The organism is Paraburkholderia sp. BL27I4N3 (assembly GCF_003386115.1).
Classification (GTDB): domain Bacteria; phylum Pseudomonadota; class Gammaproteobacteria; order Burkholderiales; family Burkholderiaceae; genus Paraburkholderia.
The window spans coordinates 288,570-303,760 of record NZ_QREJ01000001.1 but is presented as its reverse complement, the minus strand read 5'-3'; the positions used below and the strand labels follow the sequence as shown (position 1 = coordinate 303,760).

Sequence of the window (15,191 nt, the reverse complement as noted above, 5' to 3'; positions counted from 1 at the left end):
GAAGCTCGATCCGCCGTTTTTCTTTGCTGTGGTGAATGAGAGGCCCGGCGGCTGATGCAGCCGTGCTGCCGGCATTATCCCTGCGCTTCGAACGCGGCGGCCGCCCGGCCAAGCCGGTCATTCACCGCGATCCACTCAATCGTATCCGGCAGCTTCTCGATCAGAATCCGCGTCACGTTCGCGCGATCCAGCGCCCGCAGCAAGCCATACAACTCACGCGCGTAGACATGCGGATCTTCAGGCGCCGCGATGAAATGCACGCCTTCGGCATCGGCCCAATGTCCGGCTCGCGACGCACGCGCCACCAACGCCACGCGCTCATCCGCTTGCCGCGCGGCAAGCAAAGGCTCCAGCGCGACGAACGGCAACAGCGCCAGCGGCGTGCGCGGCGCGTAATGCGCCTTCAACGTGCCGGAAGCCCGCGGCGCAGTCGCGTCCGAGCCGTCGGGCAAACGCGGCGCCTCGCCGAGCACGTCGGCGATGTCTTGCGGTGTTACACGCCCCGGCCGCAACAACGCCGGAAAGCCGCGCGACAAATCCAGAATGGTCGATTCAATACCGACATCCGACGCGCCGCCGTCCAGCACATGAATCGTGTCGCCGAACTCGTCGCGCACGTGTTGCGCCGTAGTCGGGCTCACATGTCCGAACCGGTTCGCCGACGGCGCCGCAACACCGCCGTGTCCGCCGCGCAATGCATTGAACGCATCGAGCAACGCTTGCGCGACCGGATGCGAGGGGCAGCGCAATCCCACCGAATCCTGGCCGCCGCTCACCGCCGCCGGAATGCGCGCGGCGCGCTTCAGAATTAACGTGAGCGGACCCGGCCAGAACGCGTCGATCAACCGCTGCGCCTCCGCAGGCAAATGCTCGACCCAATAGTTCGGGTCGCCTTGCGGCGCGAGATGCACAATCACCGGATGATTCGCCGGCCTACCCTTCGCCGCGTAAATGCGCGCGACGGCGTCGGGACTCTCGGCGTCGCCGCCGAGACCGTAGACCGTCTCCGTGGGAAACGCGACCAGGCTGCCCGCGTCGAGCAGCGCCGCCGCGTGTTCGATCTGCGCGGCGCTCACCGGCAATGCGGCTTCGGCGTGTTTCGGTTGATCCGGCATGATGCTCGTGTCAGCTCGTGATGATGTGCAGAAGCCGCGCGCAATCGCGTCCCGCCGTGCGCGCTTCTTCGAGCGTGGCAGCCGTGAAGTTCACGTGGCCCATCTTGCGGCCGCATCGTGCCTCCTCCTTGCCGTACAGATGCAGACGGGCTGCCGGCATGGCGGCGACTTCATGCCACGGCGGCGTGACGGCCGCGCGCTTCGGGCCGTCCGGAAACCACACGTCGCCGAGAATGTTCAGCATGACAGCCGGCGAATGCTGGCGCGTGTCGCCGAGCGGCATGCCGGTCATGGCGCGCACCTGTTGCTCGAACTGGCTGGTCGCGCAGGCGTCGACAGTGTAGTGGCCGGAATTGTGCGGGCGCGGCGCCATTTCATTGGCCACCAGCGAGCCGTCTTCGAGAATGAAGAACTCGACGCACAGCACGCCGACGTAACCGAGCTTGTCGGCGATTTGCAGTGCGGCCTGTTGCGCCTGCTGGACGAGCGTGGGGCTCGCATCGGGCGCCGGGACTATGGTGTGCGACAGCACGCCGTCGCGATGCGTGTTCTGCGCGAGCGGATAAACCACCGACGCGCCGCTCGCCGCCCGCGCGATCAGCGCGGACACTTCGAACTTCAACGGCAAACGCTTTTCCAGCACGCACGGCACGCCGGCGAGCGAAGCATGCGCCTCGCGCACTTCCTCGGCGTTGCGCACGCGAATCTGGCCTTTGCCGTCGTAGCCCATGCGGGCGGTCTTGAGAATACCCGGCAGCACGGCTTCGAGCTTCGCATCGTCGAGCGCGGCCAGCGCATCCGACGATTCGATCACCACGTGCGGCGCCACCGTCACGCCCGACGACGCGATAAAACGCTTCTCGGCAATACGGTCCTGGGCTACGGCGACGCAGCGCCCGGCCGGACTCACGAACGTAGTCCGCGCGAGGAAGTCGAGACTCGCGGCCGGCACGTTCTCGAATTCGGTCGACACCGCCGCGCACAGCCGCGCGAGTTCGGTCAGCGAAGCTTCGTCGTCGTAAGCGGCGCGCAAATGGCGATCGGCGACGGCGCCCGCCGGACTGCTTTCGTCCGGATCGAGCACGGCAACGCGATAGCCCATGGCTTGAGCAGCGAAACAGAACATGCGGCCAAGCTGGCCGCCACCGACCATGCCAAGCCATGCGCCGGGCAGAATCGGTGAAACCGGTGTGTTGTCTGGGTTCATCTTAGTGGTCGGTCGCGGCCAGGTGCTGTATGCAGTGCGTGCGTGCAATGCGATGTCAGGCACCCGGCCGGGGGTCGGACAGGGGACGTCTTCAAGCAATCAATTCGTGCGCTTACAGCGCCGGCAACACCATGGCGTGAGCCGCTTCGTTCTGGCGCACGCGGAACGCAGCCAGCTTCTGCGCATACTCGTCGCTCGTGCCGCTCAGGAGCGACACCGCGAAGAGCGCCGCGTTCGCCGCGCCCGCTTCGCCGATCGCAAATGTGGCGACCGGCACGCCCTTGGGCATCTGCACGATCGAATGCAACGAATCGACGCCCTTCAGGTACTTGCTCGCCACCGGCACGCCAAGCACTGGCACCGTAGTCTTGGCGGCCAGCATGCCCGGCAGATGCGCCGCGCCGCCCGCACCAGCGATGATCGCGCGAATGCCGCGCTCGCGCGCGCTTTCAGCATAGGCGAACATTTCGTCGGGCATGCGATGCGCGGAGACGACCTTCGCTTCGTAGGGCACGCCGAATTCCTGCAGAATCGCCACGGCGTTCTTCATGACTTCCCAGTCGGAACTGGAGCCCATCAGCACGCCGATAACCGGCGCGCCATGCGTATGGGCGGTTTGTGCTTCACTCATCTTACGGCTTCCTTGTTTCTTGAGAGCGCCCGGCGCTGTCGCTTCGCGCCAGACGCCCCGGCGGAGCGGAATAGTTAGCGGCGGCCCGGCGCCCGGTTAGAAGCGCCACAAAGTCGTCGCTTCGCGCCGCCCGGCGAGGCCGTGATTGCAGAGGCGGCTTCCTCGGGAGCGGGCAAGCCACGGCGGCCCACGCTTTCTCGCGCGCGCCAACCGCTGCGCGCAATCAGGCGAGCTTATGTCCGGTCAGGCGTTCGAGCGCTTCCTGGTACTTCTCGCCCGTTTTCGTGACCACGTCGTCCGGCAGCTTCGGCGCCGGCGGCTCTTTCTTCCACGGCTGGGTTTCGAGCCAGTCGCGCACGAACTGCTTGTCGAACGACGGCGGGTTGGTGCCGACCTGATACTGGTCGGCCGGCCAGAAGCGCGACGAATCCGCAGTCAGCGCCTCGTCCATCAGATACAGCTTGCCGTGATTATCCAGACCGAACTCGAACTTCGTATCCGCGATGATGATGCCGCGCGTGGCCGCGTAGTCGGCCGCTTCCTTGTACAGCTTGATCGAGATGTCGCGGATCGTGGCCGACAGTTCGGTGCCGATGCGGCGCTCCATCTCGTTGTACGTGATGTTTTCGTCGTGATGGCCCATTTCGGCCTTGGCTGCCGGCGTGAAAATCGGCTCGGGCAGCTTCTGCGCGTTTTGCAGACCCGGCGGCAGTTCGACGCCGCACACCGAACCGGTGGCCTGGTAGTCTTTCCAGCCGCTGCCGGCCAGATAGCCGCGCACCACGGCTTCGACGAGGATCGGCTCAAGGCGCTTCACGACGACCGCGCGGCCCTTGACCTGCTCGACCTCGTCGGCCGCCACCACGGACTCGGGCGCGACGCCCGTCAGGTGGTTCGGCACCACATGCTTCAGTTTCTCGAACCAGAAGTTCGCCATTTCGTTGAGCACGCGTCCCTTATTCGGAATCGGCTCGCCCATGATGACGTCGAACGCCGACAGACGGTCGGTCGTGACGATCAGCAACTGGTCGTTGCCCACCGCATAGTTGTCGCGGACTTTACCGCGGCCGAGCAGCGGCAGCGAGCGGAGCGTGGATTCGTAGAGGGTAGACATCGTCGTGGTTCGCTAAAAGTGAGGCAAAAAGTGTGACCGGAACAAAAGGGAAACGCCGTTCCCCGGATGATGCGGGAACGGCGGTCTAACGGCAACCTGGCCAAACGGCCAGGCGCGGAGCCTGTTGATAGCTTAGCGGACGACTTGCGAAAGCTCGCCTGCTTTGTACTTCTCCGCGATTTTATCAAGCGAAACCGGCTTGATCTTGCCAGCCTGGCCTTCGCAGCCGAATTGCGTGTAGCGCTCGACGCAGATTTTCATGGCGGCTTCGCGCGCCGGCTTGAGGTAATCGCGCGGATCGAACTTGCCCGGGTTGGTCGCCATGTAGCGGCGGATCGCGCCGGTGATCGCCAGACGCAGGTCGGTGTCGATATTGACCTTGCGCACGCCGTTCTTGATGCCTTCCTGGATTTCCTCGACCGGCACGCCGTAGGTTTCCTTCATGTCGCCGCCGAATTCACGGATTTCCGCCAGCAGTTCCTGCGGCACCGATGACGAACCGTGCATCACCAGATGGGTGTTCGGAATGCGCTGGTGAATTTCCTTGATGCGCTGGATCGACAGAATATCGCCCGTGGGCTTCTTGCTGAACTTGTACGCGCCGTGCGACGTACCGATCGCGATGGCCAGCGCGTCGCACTGGGTCAGCTTGACGAAGTCGGCAGCCTGCTCCGGGTCGGTCAACAACTGCTCGCGCGTCATCGTGCCTTCCGCGCCGTGGCCGTCTTCCTTGTCGCCCTTCATGGTTTCCAGCGAACCGAGCACGCCCAGTTCCGCTTCCACCGTGATGCCGATCGAGTGAGCCGCTTCCACGACCTTGCGCGACACGTCCACGTTGTACTCGTACGACGCAACCGTCTTGCCGTCGGCTTCGAGCGAACCGTCCATCATCACGCTGGTGAAACCGCTGCGGATCGCCGCCATGCAAACCGCCGGCGACTGGCCGTGATCCTGGTGCATCACGACCGGAATGTGCGGATACGACTCGACCGCGGCTTCGATCAGGTGACGCAGGAACGCTTCGCCCGCGTACTTACGCGCGCCGGCCGACGCCTGCATGATGACCGGAGCGTTGACCTTGTCGGCCGCCGCCATGATCGCCTGAACCTGCTCCAGATTGTTCACGTTGAATGCCGGGAGGCCGTAGCCGTTTTCGGCGGCGTGGTCCAGCAGTTGACGCATTGATACGAGAGGCATGCAATAACTCCATAGATTGAAACGAAATCTTGTGCCGTCGGCATCTTTTTTTGCGAGTTGGTCTCGGAGCAAGCTACATACCCGTTCACACAGTCTCTAAAGCGCGGAGCGGTCCTTACCGCTCGACGCGCGATTGGAGCCTGTGCGCCGCCTCTCGCGGAGCATGGCAGCCTGCTTCGGCCAATCAAAGCTGTCGACCGGAGTTTGTGCTTCAGCACCCACTCCGGTCCGACGCAGAGCGTGCCGATCGAGCAGAGCACATGTCGATCAGAGCCAGCGCTTCAGCACCGACCCCGATCCCACGCACCACACGCGCTCAATACGGTTCGCCGACCCGTACGATCTTCAGCGTATTCGTGCCGCCGGCCTGACCCATCGGCTCGCCGACGGTCAGCACCACCATGTCGCCGAGTGACGCGTAACCCTTGCTGACCACGGTCTCCAACGCCTGTTGCAACGCGGTGTCGCGGTCGGTGTTGGTGTCCAGATGCAGCGAAGTCACGTTGCGGTACAGCGCCATGGCCCGCTCGCTGCCGACCCGCGGCGTGAGCGCGAAAATCGGCACGTGGGTCCAGTGACGCGACATCCACAGCGCGGTCGAGCCGGACTCGGTCAACGCCACGATCGCCTTCGCGCCGAGATGGAACGCCGTGAACAGCGCGCCCATCGCGATCGACTGGTCGATCCGCGTAAACGTGCGGTCGAGGAAATCCTTGTCCAGCTCCGACTGCTCCGACTTCTCGGCTTCGATACAGATCGCCGCCATGGTTTCGATGGTCTGCACCGGATACTTGCCCGCCGCCGATTCCGCCGACAGCATCACCGCGTCCGTGCCATCGAGCACCGCGTTGGCGACGTCCGACACTTCGGCGCGGGTCGGCACCGGCGCGTGGATCATCGACTCCATCATCTGCGTGGCGGTGATCACGAACTTGTTCGATTCGCGCGCCATACGAATCATCCGCTTTTGCAGCGCGGGGACTGCGGCATTCCCCACTTCCACGGCCAAGTCGCCGCGCGCGACCATGATGCCGTCCGATGCATCGAGAATGCCCTGTAGCGCCGGAATGGCTTCAGCGCGCTCGATCTTGGCGATCATCTTCGGCTTGATGCCGAACGGCGCGCCGGCGATGTTCGCCAGCTGACGGGCCATTTCCATGTCGGTGGCGTTCTTCGGGAACGATACCGCGACGTAATCCACGCCGAGCGACATGGCGGTGCGAATGTCTTCCATGTCCTTGGCGGTCAGCGCGGGCGCCGTCAGACCGCCGCCCTGGCGGTTGATGCCCTTGTTGTTCGACAGCTCGCCGCCGATCTTCACAACGGTGTGAATCTCGTTGTTGATCACGCGCGCGACGTTCAGCACGATCAGGCCGTCGTTGAGCAACAGCACGTCGCCCGCTTTCAGGTCGCGCGGCAGGTCTTTGTAGTCGAGACCGGCGCGCTCTTCGTTGCCGAGTTCGCAGTCGGCGTCGAGGATGAACGGCTCGCCGGCGATCAGATTGATTTTGCCGTTTTCAAATTTGCCGACCCGGATCTTCGGGCCTTGCAGGTCCGCCATGATGGCGACTTCACGGCCGGCCTGGCGAGCCGCCTCGCGCACGAATTCGGCGCGTTGGCGGTGGTCGTCGGCGGTGCCGTGCGAGAAATTGAGCCGTACCACGTCCAGTCCTGCCTGCATCATTTGCAGCAGGATTTCCGGCGTGCTGGAAGCCGGTCCGATGGTGGCGACAATCTTGGTGGCGCGATGCATGAGTCTCCTCGTCTGGGTGAGATCGCTGGAAAGAGCGCTGCGAGTCGGATGCGGAGGCTGCGCACCGAAAGATGCTGCCGGGGGCTGCGCGCCGGTTGAAACCAGCGTCGCTTTATTGGGTGAAGCGGTGTTCGAGACCAGCACGGGAGGTGCCGGCTGCGGGGCGAGTTCTTCGTCGGGGAGTTCTGCGGATGGCGAGGCGGTCTGCACAGCATCTGCGCTGGGCAATTCCGCTGCCTCGCCGGCAGTGGTCAACTCCGCGAGCGCAAGGGGCGCCCCGGATTCTTCTTGCTGCTGGCTAGCTGAACCGACCGTGGCATCACCCGCGGACTCGAGCGCTGCCGGCGTGGCGGCGGAGCGCGCCGCGCGCTCCCCTGCCGATTCCGCCGCGATGTTGCGCGGCTTGCCGCCGCGCGCTTTTGCAGACTTTGCCGTTGGGGAGCGCGTCGCCACGTTAAGCCCGCGATTCCAGAACTTCGACGGCGGGCAGCTTCTTGCCTTCGAGGAACTCGAGGAAGGCGCCGCCGCCCGTCGAGATATAGCTGACCTTGTCGTGGATGCCGTATTTGGCGATCGCCGCGAGCGTGTCGCCGCCGCCGGCAATCGAGAACGCCGACGACTTGGCGATAGCGTCCGCCAGCGTTTTGGTGCCGTTGCCGAACTGGTCGAATTCGAACACGCCGACCGGGCCGTTCCATACGATCGTGCCGGCCTTTTCCAGTTGTGCGGCAAGCGCCTTGGCCGTTTCCGGTCCGATGTCGAGGATCAGGTCGTCGTCTTGAACGTCGGCGACGGCCTTGATTTCGGCCTTGGCGGTCGGCGAAAACTCTTTGGCCGTGACCACGTCGGTCGGGATCGGCACCGAGGCGCCGCGCGCTTTCGCGGCGTCGATGATGGTTTTGGCCTCGTTCACCAGATCGGCTTCGGCAAGCGACTTGCCGATCTTCAGGCCGGCAGCCAGCATGAACGTGTTGGCGATGCCGCCGCCCACGATCAGCTGATCGACCTTGTCGGCGAGCGACTTGAGAATGGTCAGCTTGGTCGACACCTTCGAGCCGGCGACGATCGCCACCAACGGACGCTTCGGCGCGCCCAGCGCCTTGCCGAGCGCTTCGAGTTCGGCGGCCAGCAGCGGGCCGGCGCACGCGACCGGCGCGTATTTGGCGATACCGTGCGTCGTGGCTTCAGCGCGGTGCGCGGTGCCGAACGCGTCGTTCACGTAGATGTCGCAGAGCTTCGCCATTTTTTGCGCGAGCTCGTCGGAATCCTTCTTTTCGCCCTTGTTGACGCGGCAGTTTTCCAGCAGCACGACCGAGCCCGGCTCGACATTCACGCCATTTTCCACCCAGTTCGCCACCAGCGGCACGTCGCGGCCGAGCAGTTCGGCCAGACGCTTCGCGACCGGCGCCAGCGAGTCTTCCGGCTTGAAATCGCCCTCGGTCGGACGGCCCAGGTGCGACGTGACCATCACGGCGGCGCCCGCGTCGAGCGCGGCCTTGATGGCCGGCACGGAGGCGCGGATACGGGTGTCTTCGGTGATGTTGCCTTGATCGTCCTGCGGCACGTTCAGATCGGCGCGGATGAACACGCGTTTGCCGGATAGCTTGCCTTCGGCGATCAGATCGGAGAGACGCAATACCTTGTTCATGGGCGTGTGTGTGCGAGTTGATGGGAAGGCGGTGGCGGACGGCGCGCGGCACTCAAGCGCGGTGAACTCCAGCGCTCAGGCACGGCAGCGGCTCCACTGAATCGGGTGCCGGCGGCAGAGCCGCGGCCCGCGCGCCTTGCAGCGGCGCGCGTATCCCGGAAACAAGCATTTTAACTGATCCACACGGCCTTCTGACCCGCGACCGGGCGAATGTCCCGTATTTGGAGCAAGCGGCGTCTACGCCGCAACGCACCATTTCCTGCCTCTTCAACTACATGAAGAGCCGCAACAGCGTGAACACGACCATTCCGACGACAATCGTACCGAGCATGGTGCGTCGCCACAAAAACCACGCGAGACCCGCCAGCGTGGCGTAGAACTCATGGTTCGACGGCGCGAACGACAGGCCGTCGGGCGTCGCCAGCACGTCCGGCAGGACCACGGCGGCGAGCGCCGCAGCCGGCGCATAACGCAGCATGCGCTGCACCCGCGCCGGCAAAACGGTACGCTCGCCGCCGATTAGAAACATCGCGCGTGTCACGGCGGTGACCAAGGTCATGCCGAAAATGGCCAGCCAGATCTGCGTGGATGTCATCGGGAATCTCCGGCGCTGTTACGGATGCGTCGCAAATCGGCGCGCTCGACCATCAGGTCGGCGGCGCTGCCGGCGACGATCGCCGCGATCACCGCGAGCGGCAGCGCGAGCCGGTACGGCAAGTCGAACGCCAGCAGAGACACCACACCGGCGACGGCGACCGCGACCAGTGTGGAGCGCGTCGCGATCGCCGACATCATGATGGGCAGCAAGGCCAGCGTGCCCGCCAGCGCAAGGCCCCAGTTATCGGGAATCAGGCTCGCCAGCAGAATCCCGGCGATCGACGACACCTGCCACGACAGCCAGCTACAACTCGCCATGCCCCAGTAATACGCCTCCTTGCCCGGCACATAGCCAGTGGGGAAGCTCTTCTTCTGGAACAGCAGATAGATGACGTCGCCATTGAAGTAGCCGAGCACGATGCGCCGCCACATCGACAGATACGAAAAATGCGGCGCGAGACCCACGCTGAAGATCACGAAACGCGTATTGACCATCGCGGCGGTGAGCAGCACGGTCCAGATGGGCAGCTTGGCGGCGAGCAGCGGCAGCACCGCCAGTTGCGACGAGCCCGCATAGCACAGCAGCGACATGGTGAGCGCCTGCGGCAACGTGAGCACCGATTTGCTCATGGCGATGCCGGTGACGAGCCCCCAGGAGAAGATCGCCATCAGCGTGGGCGAATAGTCGCGCGCGCCTTCGCGGAAGGCACGACGATTGGTATCTGACAGGCGAGCGAGCATGGGGGCGAAACGCGGGCGCCAAGGGGCGCTGCAAGGATGGGAAGTCGGCGCCAGGTCGTCAAGCACCCGCTGGCGCATCCGGATATGAATTATGCGTGCGCTGGATTATAGCGTCGGGAATGCGGCCAAATGCCCGTTTCGTGTGCAAAAGACGTTAAAATGCGGGTCCTGGCTATACCCGACATAGCTACGCCTAACAACGCACCCGCTGGAGAATCGTATGTCAATGGCCGACCGCGACGGCAAGATCTGGATGGATGGCAAGCTCATCGACTGGCGCGACGCCAAGATCCACGTGCTCACCCACACGCTGCACTACGGCATGGGCGTCTTCGAAGGCGTACGCGCCTACAAGACCGCGGACGGCGGCACCGCGATTTTCCGTCTGCAGGAACACACCAAGCGTCTGCTGAACTCGGCCAAGATCTTCCAGATGGACGTGCCGTTCGACCACGAAACGCTCGCCGCCGCGCAATGCGAAGTGGTCCGCGAAAACAAGCTCGAATCCTGCTACCTGCGCCCGATCATCTGGGTCGGCTCGGAAAAGCTCGGTGTGTCGGCCAAGGGCAACACCATCCACGTGGCGATCGCCGCCTGGCCGTGGGGCGCGTACCTCGGTGAAGACGGTATCGCCAAGGGCATCCGCGTGAAGACTTCGTCGTTCACGCGCCATCACGTGAACGTGTCGATGGTCCGCGCCAAGGCGTCGGGCTGGTACGTGAACTCGATCCTCGCCAACCAGGAAGCCATCGCCGACGGCTACGACGAAGCGCTGCTGCTCGACGTGGACGGCTACGTGTCGGAAGGCTCCGGCGAGAACTTCTTCCTCGTGAACAACGGCAAGCTGTACACGCCGGACCTGTCGTCGTGCCTCGACGGCATTACGCGCGACACGGTCATCACGCTGGCGCGGGACGCGGGCATTCAGGTGATCGAAAAACGCATCACGCGCGACGAGGTTTATACCTGCGACGAAGCGTTCTTCACCGGCACCGCCGCCGAAGTCACGCCGATCCGCGAACTCGACAACCGCACGATCGGCTCGGGCGCGCGCGGCCCGATTACCGAGAAGCTGCAGTCGGGCTTCTTCGATATCGTGAACGGCAAGAGCGACAAGTACGCGAACTGGCTCACCAAGATCTAACGCGCGCTGCGCCGGAATCAACCGGCGAAACGCACGCACCCTGCATACAACGAGAACGTCTCATGAGCGAAATCAAGGAAATGCCGCTGGTCGAACTGTCGGCAAAAGACCTGCCGGCGTATTGCCCGAATCCGGCCATGCCGCGCTGGAGCGCGCATCCGCGTGTCTTTATCGACGTCACGCATGGCGAAGCCAAGTGCCCGTACTGCAGCACGCGTTACAAGCTGCGCGACGGCGAAGTGGTCAAGGGTCATTGAACACGGCGCATTGAGCACTGATTGCTTGTGGCGCCGCTTGCCGGGTCGGCGGCCCGCTTCGTTGCGGGTTGCGCGCGGGTTGCGTCGTGGGGTTCGCTGCTTGATCGGCTGCGGGTTGTTCCGCGGCGAGGTTCGTCGTTGCACGAGCCCGCGCCGGTCGTGTAGCAGACCGTGACCATGCCACGCGCGCGCGCAACCCGGTCCGAAAGCAGGCGCGTCACAGCAGGGCCGCCACCGCGGCGCGTCCGGCCATGCCGGAAATACGCCACGCGGCTTGCGGCTTTTCCCCTTTTACTAATCCGAATGCCACGCGCAAAACCTGCGCGGGGTTTCGTTTCGACACCGGACACTCACTCTGATGCGTCGCGCGTTGGTTATCGCACCGAACTGGATCGGTGACGCATTGATGGCGCAGCCGCTGTTTGCGCGCCTCGTGAAATTGCATCCGCGCATCGTCATCGACGCGGTCGCGCCCTCGTGGGTCGCACCTGTACTCGAACGTATGCCGGAAATCCGCGACGTCTACTCCACGGATCTCGCGCACGGCAAGCTGCAAATGCTGCGCCGCTGGCAGTTGGCGAGCGACTTGCGCGATGTCGGCTACGACGCCGCCTACGTGCTGCCGAACTCGCTCAAGTCGGCGCTGATTCCGTGGATGGCGGGCATTCCTCTGCGCATCGGCTATACCGGCGAAAGCCGCTACGGCCTGCTGAACGTGCGTCATGCGAATCCGCGCAAGGACGAGCGCCCGCCGATGGTCAGCCAGTACGCCGCCCTCGCCTACGCGCCCGGCGCCAAGCTGCCCGACGACCTGCCGATGCCGCGCCTCGACGCGGACTTGAACGAAGCGTCGCGCGTCTCGGCACGCTTTAATCTCGACACGCGCGTGCCGCTGCTGGTGTTTTGTCCGGGCGCCGAATACGGGCCGGCCAAGCGCTGGCCACCCGAGCACTTCGCGTCGCTCGCGCAAATGGTCGGCCAGTCGTTTCCGTACACGCAGATCGTCGCACTCGGTTCCCCGAAAGACGCGCCGCTCGCGCAGGCCATTGCCGAGCGGGCGCCGAACGTGCGCAACCTGTGCGGCCAGACCGCGCTGGGCGAGGCCTGTGCGCTGATCGCTCGCGCCAACGCCGTCGTCACCAACGATTCCGGCCTGATGCATGTGGCCGCCGCGCTGCGCCGGCCGCTGGTGGCCGTGTACGGTTCGACCGATCCGCGCCACACGCCGCCCTTGTCCGAGCTTGCGAAGGTACAATGGCTTCATCTCGAATGCAGCCCCTGTTTTGAGCGCGAGTGTCCGCTTGGTCATCTGAACTGCCTGAAGCAGTTGAGCGCCGAGCAGGTGTTCGGCGATTTGCGCGGCATGTTGCTGGCGCAACGCTGAACTCGCTGACACTCGCACGCAACACCGCACGCCCTGAGCGCGTCGCGTCATGTTCGCGCCTTGCGGCGCGGGCATTCTGGCGCTCGGGTGCGATTGTCCGGTGCACCGGACTGTCCCGCTGACCGCTGTCCCGCAACCGCGCGCCGCGCACAAGAGACTGACGAGCCATGCCACGTTTTGCCCATATCTTCGAAGCCGCCGCCGATACCCTGAATGCCTATTACCAGGCCGTCGCCGAGGTCAATATCGACAGTTTGATGGGTCTGTGGATCGATGAAGAGTTCGTCAGTTGCATCTGCGCCGACGGCTCGCACCTGCACGGCCTCGACAGCATTCGCGCGGGCTTGCAGACCCAGCTCGAGACCGCGCGGGTGTCCATCGAACCGCTCGATATCCGCGTCTATGACAGCCTCGGCACCGTGGTCTACGCGATTGCCGAAGCGCACCGGCCGGCCGACCCGAAGGCCACGCCCGCCATGGTGTTCACGACTTACGTGATGGTTCACGAACGCGGCGAATGGCGCATCGCGCACATTCACGCGAGTCCGATGCCCAACGAAGCCGCCAGCCAGTTCGCCACGAAGATGCGGCATGGCCAGGGGTCGCTGCACTGACGCGCACCGCGCGTTTCACTTTTTTGTTCTGAAGCAGGCATGAGCACGCCCCGCAGGAAGTCCCTTTTGGGCACGACGCACGATCAATCCGCTTCTTCCGGCGCGGCACGCGCCGCGGCCGCCGTCGAGGCGACGGTCGAAGCGGCCGTCGACTTGCTCTACCGCGCGCCGCTCTGGCTGCCGAACCGGCATGTGCAGACCATCGTCCCGTCGCTGTTTGCGCGCCGCCCCGCCGTCTCGTTTCGGCGCGAGCGCTGGGACACGCCAGACGGCGATTTCATCGATCTCGACTGGGTCCAACATTCGGGCCACGCCGACGCCGCACCTCGCATTCCCGCCGAGACCGCCCCGCTCTTTGTCCTGTTTCACGGCCTCGAAGGCAGTTCCGGCTCGCACTACGCCGCTTCGTTGATGGCGGCCGCGCGAGAGTACGGCTGGCATGGCGTCGTGCCGCACTTTCGCAGTTGCAGCGGAGCGTTGAACCGCATGCCGCGCTTCTATCATCTCGCCGACAGCAACGAAGTCGACTGGGTGCTGCGCCGCCTGCGCGCCGCGCATCGCGGGCCGATCGTGGCGGCCGGCGTGTCGCTCGGCGGCAATGTGCTGCTGCGCTGGCTGGGCGAGCGGCGCGAAGACGCGGCCTCGGTGATCTCGGCCGCCGCGGCGATCTCGACACCCATCGACGTGCATGCCGGCGGCCGAGCGTTGTCACAGGGTTTCGGCCTCGTCTACACGCGCAGTTTCCTGAGGACGCTCAAGCAGAAGGCCGAGCAGAAGCTGGTTCAGTTTCCCGGCCTGTTCGACCGTGGCGCGATGCTGGCGAGCCGCACCATGTACGAGTTCGACAACGTGGTGACCGCGCCGCTGCACGGCTTTCGCGATACCGACGACTATTGGAGCACGGCGACCACGCGTCCTCTGCTGCCGCACATTCAGGTGCCGACGCTGGTGCTGAACGCGCGCAACGACCCGTTCCTGCCGGCTGCGGCATTGCCGTCGCGGCATGAAGTCTCGGAGGCGGTGGAACTCGACCAACCCAGGCACGGCGGCCACGCCGGCTTTATGACCGGGCCGTTTCCGGGCCGCATCGACTGGCTGTCGCGGCGCGTGCTCGGCTATCTGGAGCAACACGTCGATCATGGATGACATCGTCAAGCAGGCCTTGGCCAAATGGCCGAATGTACCGAGCTGCACAGGGTGGCTGATGCTGGACAGGCGCGGTAACTGGCGCATGCGCGACGAAGCCGCGCAGTCGAGTGGTTCGCCGGGTACACCGATCCGCCATGAAGCGTTGCTCGCGTTCATCAACCGGAATTACGACGCTGACGAGCGCGGGCAATGGTATTTCCAGAACGGTCCGCAGCGCGTGTATGTCGAGTTGGGCTATACGCCGTGGGTCGTGAGGCTGTCGGCCAATACGGAGGCCGGCGCCGCAGTGCTCGCCTTGCAGGACCAGGCGGGCGGCCCATTCGAGCCCGCAGCCGTGTTCGTCGATGAAGAAGGCGGCATTCTCTTTACGGACGGCGCGACGCCGCCGAGAGTCGCCGTCCTGCACGACCACGATCTGGAAGTGTTCTCCGATCACGCAACGCTGGCGGACGATTCGATGAGCGGCGAGTTTCGCTGGAACAATCGGGTTGTGCTGCCGCTGCAGGCTGTGCGGCGAAGCGACGTTGCGGCGCGATTTAAGTTTGTGCCAAGTCCGGCGGCTGCGGGCGCTTGAACCTTAGCCCGCGCGCGGCGCTGTGCTTCGACGAGGCCAGCGCGTTGAACCCAGCCAGGCGCAGGC

General features: G+C 64.8%; 15 protein-coding genes. 6 read left to right on the top strand and 9 right to left on the bottom strand.

The window, feature by feature from the left end:
• Positions 1-74: 74 nt before the first annotated feature.
• The 9 genes from B0G71_RS01400 to B0G71_RS01360 all read right to left on the bottom strand — a co-directional run bounded on the left by B0G71_RS01400 (position 75) and on the right by B0G71_RS01360 (position 10,003).
• Positions 75-1,115: an L-threonylcarbamoyladenylate synthase gene (locus B0G71_RS01400; RefSeq protein WP_116139250.1), complete on the bottom strand. Its 1,041-nt coding sequence runs from the start codon at positions 1,113-1,115 to the stop codon at positions 75-77.
• 10 nt (positions 1,116-1,125) lie between these two features.
• On the bottom strand, positions 1,126-2,322 hold the full coding sequence (locus tag B0G71_RS01395) for a 5-(carboxyamino)imidazole ribonucleotide synthase (RefSeq protein ID WP_116139248.1): 1,197 nt from the start codon (positions 2,320-2,322) through the stop codon (positions 1,126-1,128).
• A 112-nt stretch (positions 2,323-2,434) separates the two neighbouring features.
• Complete coding sequence (purE, locus tag B0G71_RS01390; protein WP_106284085.1) at positions 2,435-2,953, bottom strand: 5-(carboxyamino)imidazole ribonucleotide mutase; 519 nt, start codon at positions 2,951-2,953, stop codon at positions 2,435-2,437.
• A 223-nt stretch (positions 2,954-3,176) separates the two neighbouring features.
• Positions 3,177-4,067: a phosphoribosylaminoimidazolesuccinocarboxamide synthase gene (locus B0G71_RS01385; protein ID WP_012434235.1), complete on the bottom strand. Its 891-nt coding sequence runs from the start codon at positions 4,065-4,067 to the stop codon at positions 3,177-3,179.
• Between the two features lie 132 nt (positions 4,068-4,199).
• Positions 4,200-5,264, bottom strand: coding sequence for a class II fructose-bisphosphate aldolase (gene fba / locus B0G71_RS01380; protein WP_106284084.1), 1,065 nt, complete (start codon positions 5,262-5,264; stop codon positions 4,200-4,202).
• A gap of 316 nt (positions 5,265-5,580) precedes the next feature.
• Positions 5,581-7,017, bottom strand: coding sequence for a pyruvate kinase (pyk, locus tag B0G71_RS01375; RefSeq protein WP_116148257.1), 1,437 nt, complete (start codon positions 7,015-7,017; stop codon positions 5,581-5,583).
• A gap of 454 nt (positions 7,018-7,471) precedes the next feature.
• Positions 7,472-8,665, bottom strand: a complete 1,194-nt coding sequence (locus B0G71_RS01370) for a phosphoglycerate kinase (RefSeq protein WP_116139246.1) — start codon at positions 8,663-8,665, stop codon at positions 7,472-7,474.
• Between the two features lie 271 nt (positions 8,666-8,936).
• Positions 8,937-9,260 (bottom strand): AzlD domain-containing protein, encoded by a 324-nt coding sequence (locus tag B0G71_RS01365; protein ID WP_106311304.1) that lies wholly within the window; start codon positions 9,258-9,260, stop codon positions 8,937-8,939.
• Positions 9,257-10,003, bottom strand: coding sequence for an AzlC family ABC transporter permease (locus B0G71_RS01360; RefSeq protein ID WP_116139244.1), 747 nt, complete (start codon positions 10,001-10,003; stop codon positions 9,257-9,259). The genes B0G71_RS01365 and B0G71_RS01360 overlap by 4 nt, the downstream gene beginning before the upstream one ends.
• A 220-nt stretch (positions 10,004-10,223) precedes the next feature.
• On the opposite strand from B0G71_RS01360, the gene B0G71_RS01355 reads away from it, so the two are divergent.
• The 6 genes from B0G71_RS01355 to B0G71_RS01330 all read left to right on the top strand — a co-directional run bounded on the left by B0G71_RS01355 (position 10,224) and on the right by B0G71_RS01330 (position 15,125).
• Positions 10,224-11,147, top strand: coding sequence for a branched-chain amino acid transaminase (locus B0G71_RS01355; protein WP_012434241.1), 924 nt, complete (start codon positions 10,224-10,226; stop codon positions 11,145-11,147).
• Between the two features lie 62 nt (positions 11,148-11,209).
• On the top strand, positions 11,210-11,404 hold the full coding sequence (locus B0G71_RS01350; RefSeq protein ID WP_007180502.1) for a zinc-finger domain-containing protein: 195 nt from the start codon (positions 11,210-11,212) through the stop codon (positions 11,402-11,404).
• A 358-nt stretch (positions 11,405-11,762) separates the two neighbouring features.
• Positions 11,763-12,788, top strand: coding sequence for a lipopolysaccharide heptosyltransferase II (waaF, locus tag B0G71_RS01345; protein WP_116139242.1), 1,026 nt, complete (start codon positions 11,763-11,765; stop codon positions 12,786-12,788).
• A 167-nt stretch (positions 12,789-12,955) separates the two neighbouring features.
• Positions 12,956-13,402, top strand: a complete 447-nt coding sequence (locus B0G71_RS01340) for a nuclear transport factor 2 family protein (RefSeq protein WP_106284077.1) — start codon at positions 12,956-12,958, stop codon at positions 13,400-13,402.
• A gap of 39 nt (positions 13,403-13,441) precedes the next feature.
• Positions 13,442-14,548, top strand: coding sequence for a hydrolase (locus tag B0G71_RS01335; RefSeq protein WP_116139240.1), 1,107 nt, complete (start codon positions 13,442-13,444; stop codon positions 14,546-14,548).
• Positions 14,541-15,125, top strand: a complete 585-nt coding sequence (locus B0G71_RS01330) for a DUF2946 family protein (protein WP_116139238.1) — start codon at positions 14,541-14,543, stop codon at positions 15,123-15,125. Before B0G71_RS01335 ends, B0G71_RS01330 begins: the two co-directional genes overlap by 8 nt.
• The last annotated feature ends 66 nt before the right edge of the window (positions 15,126-15,191 follow it).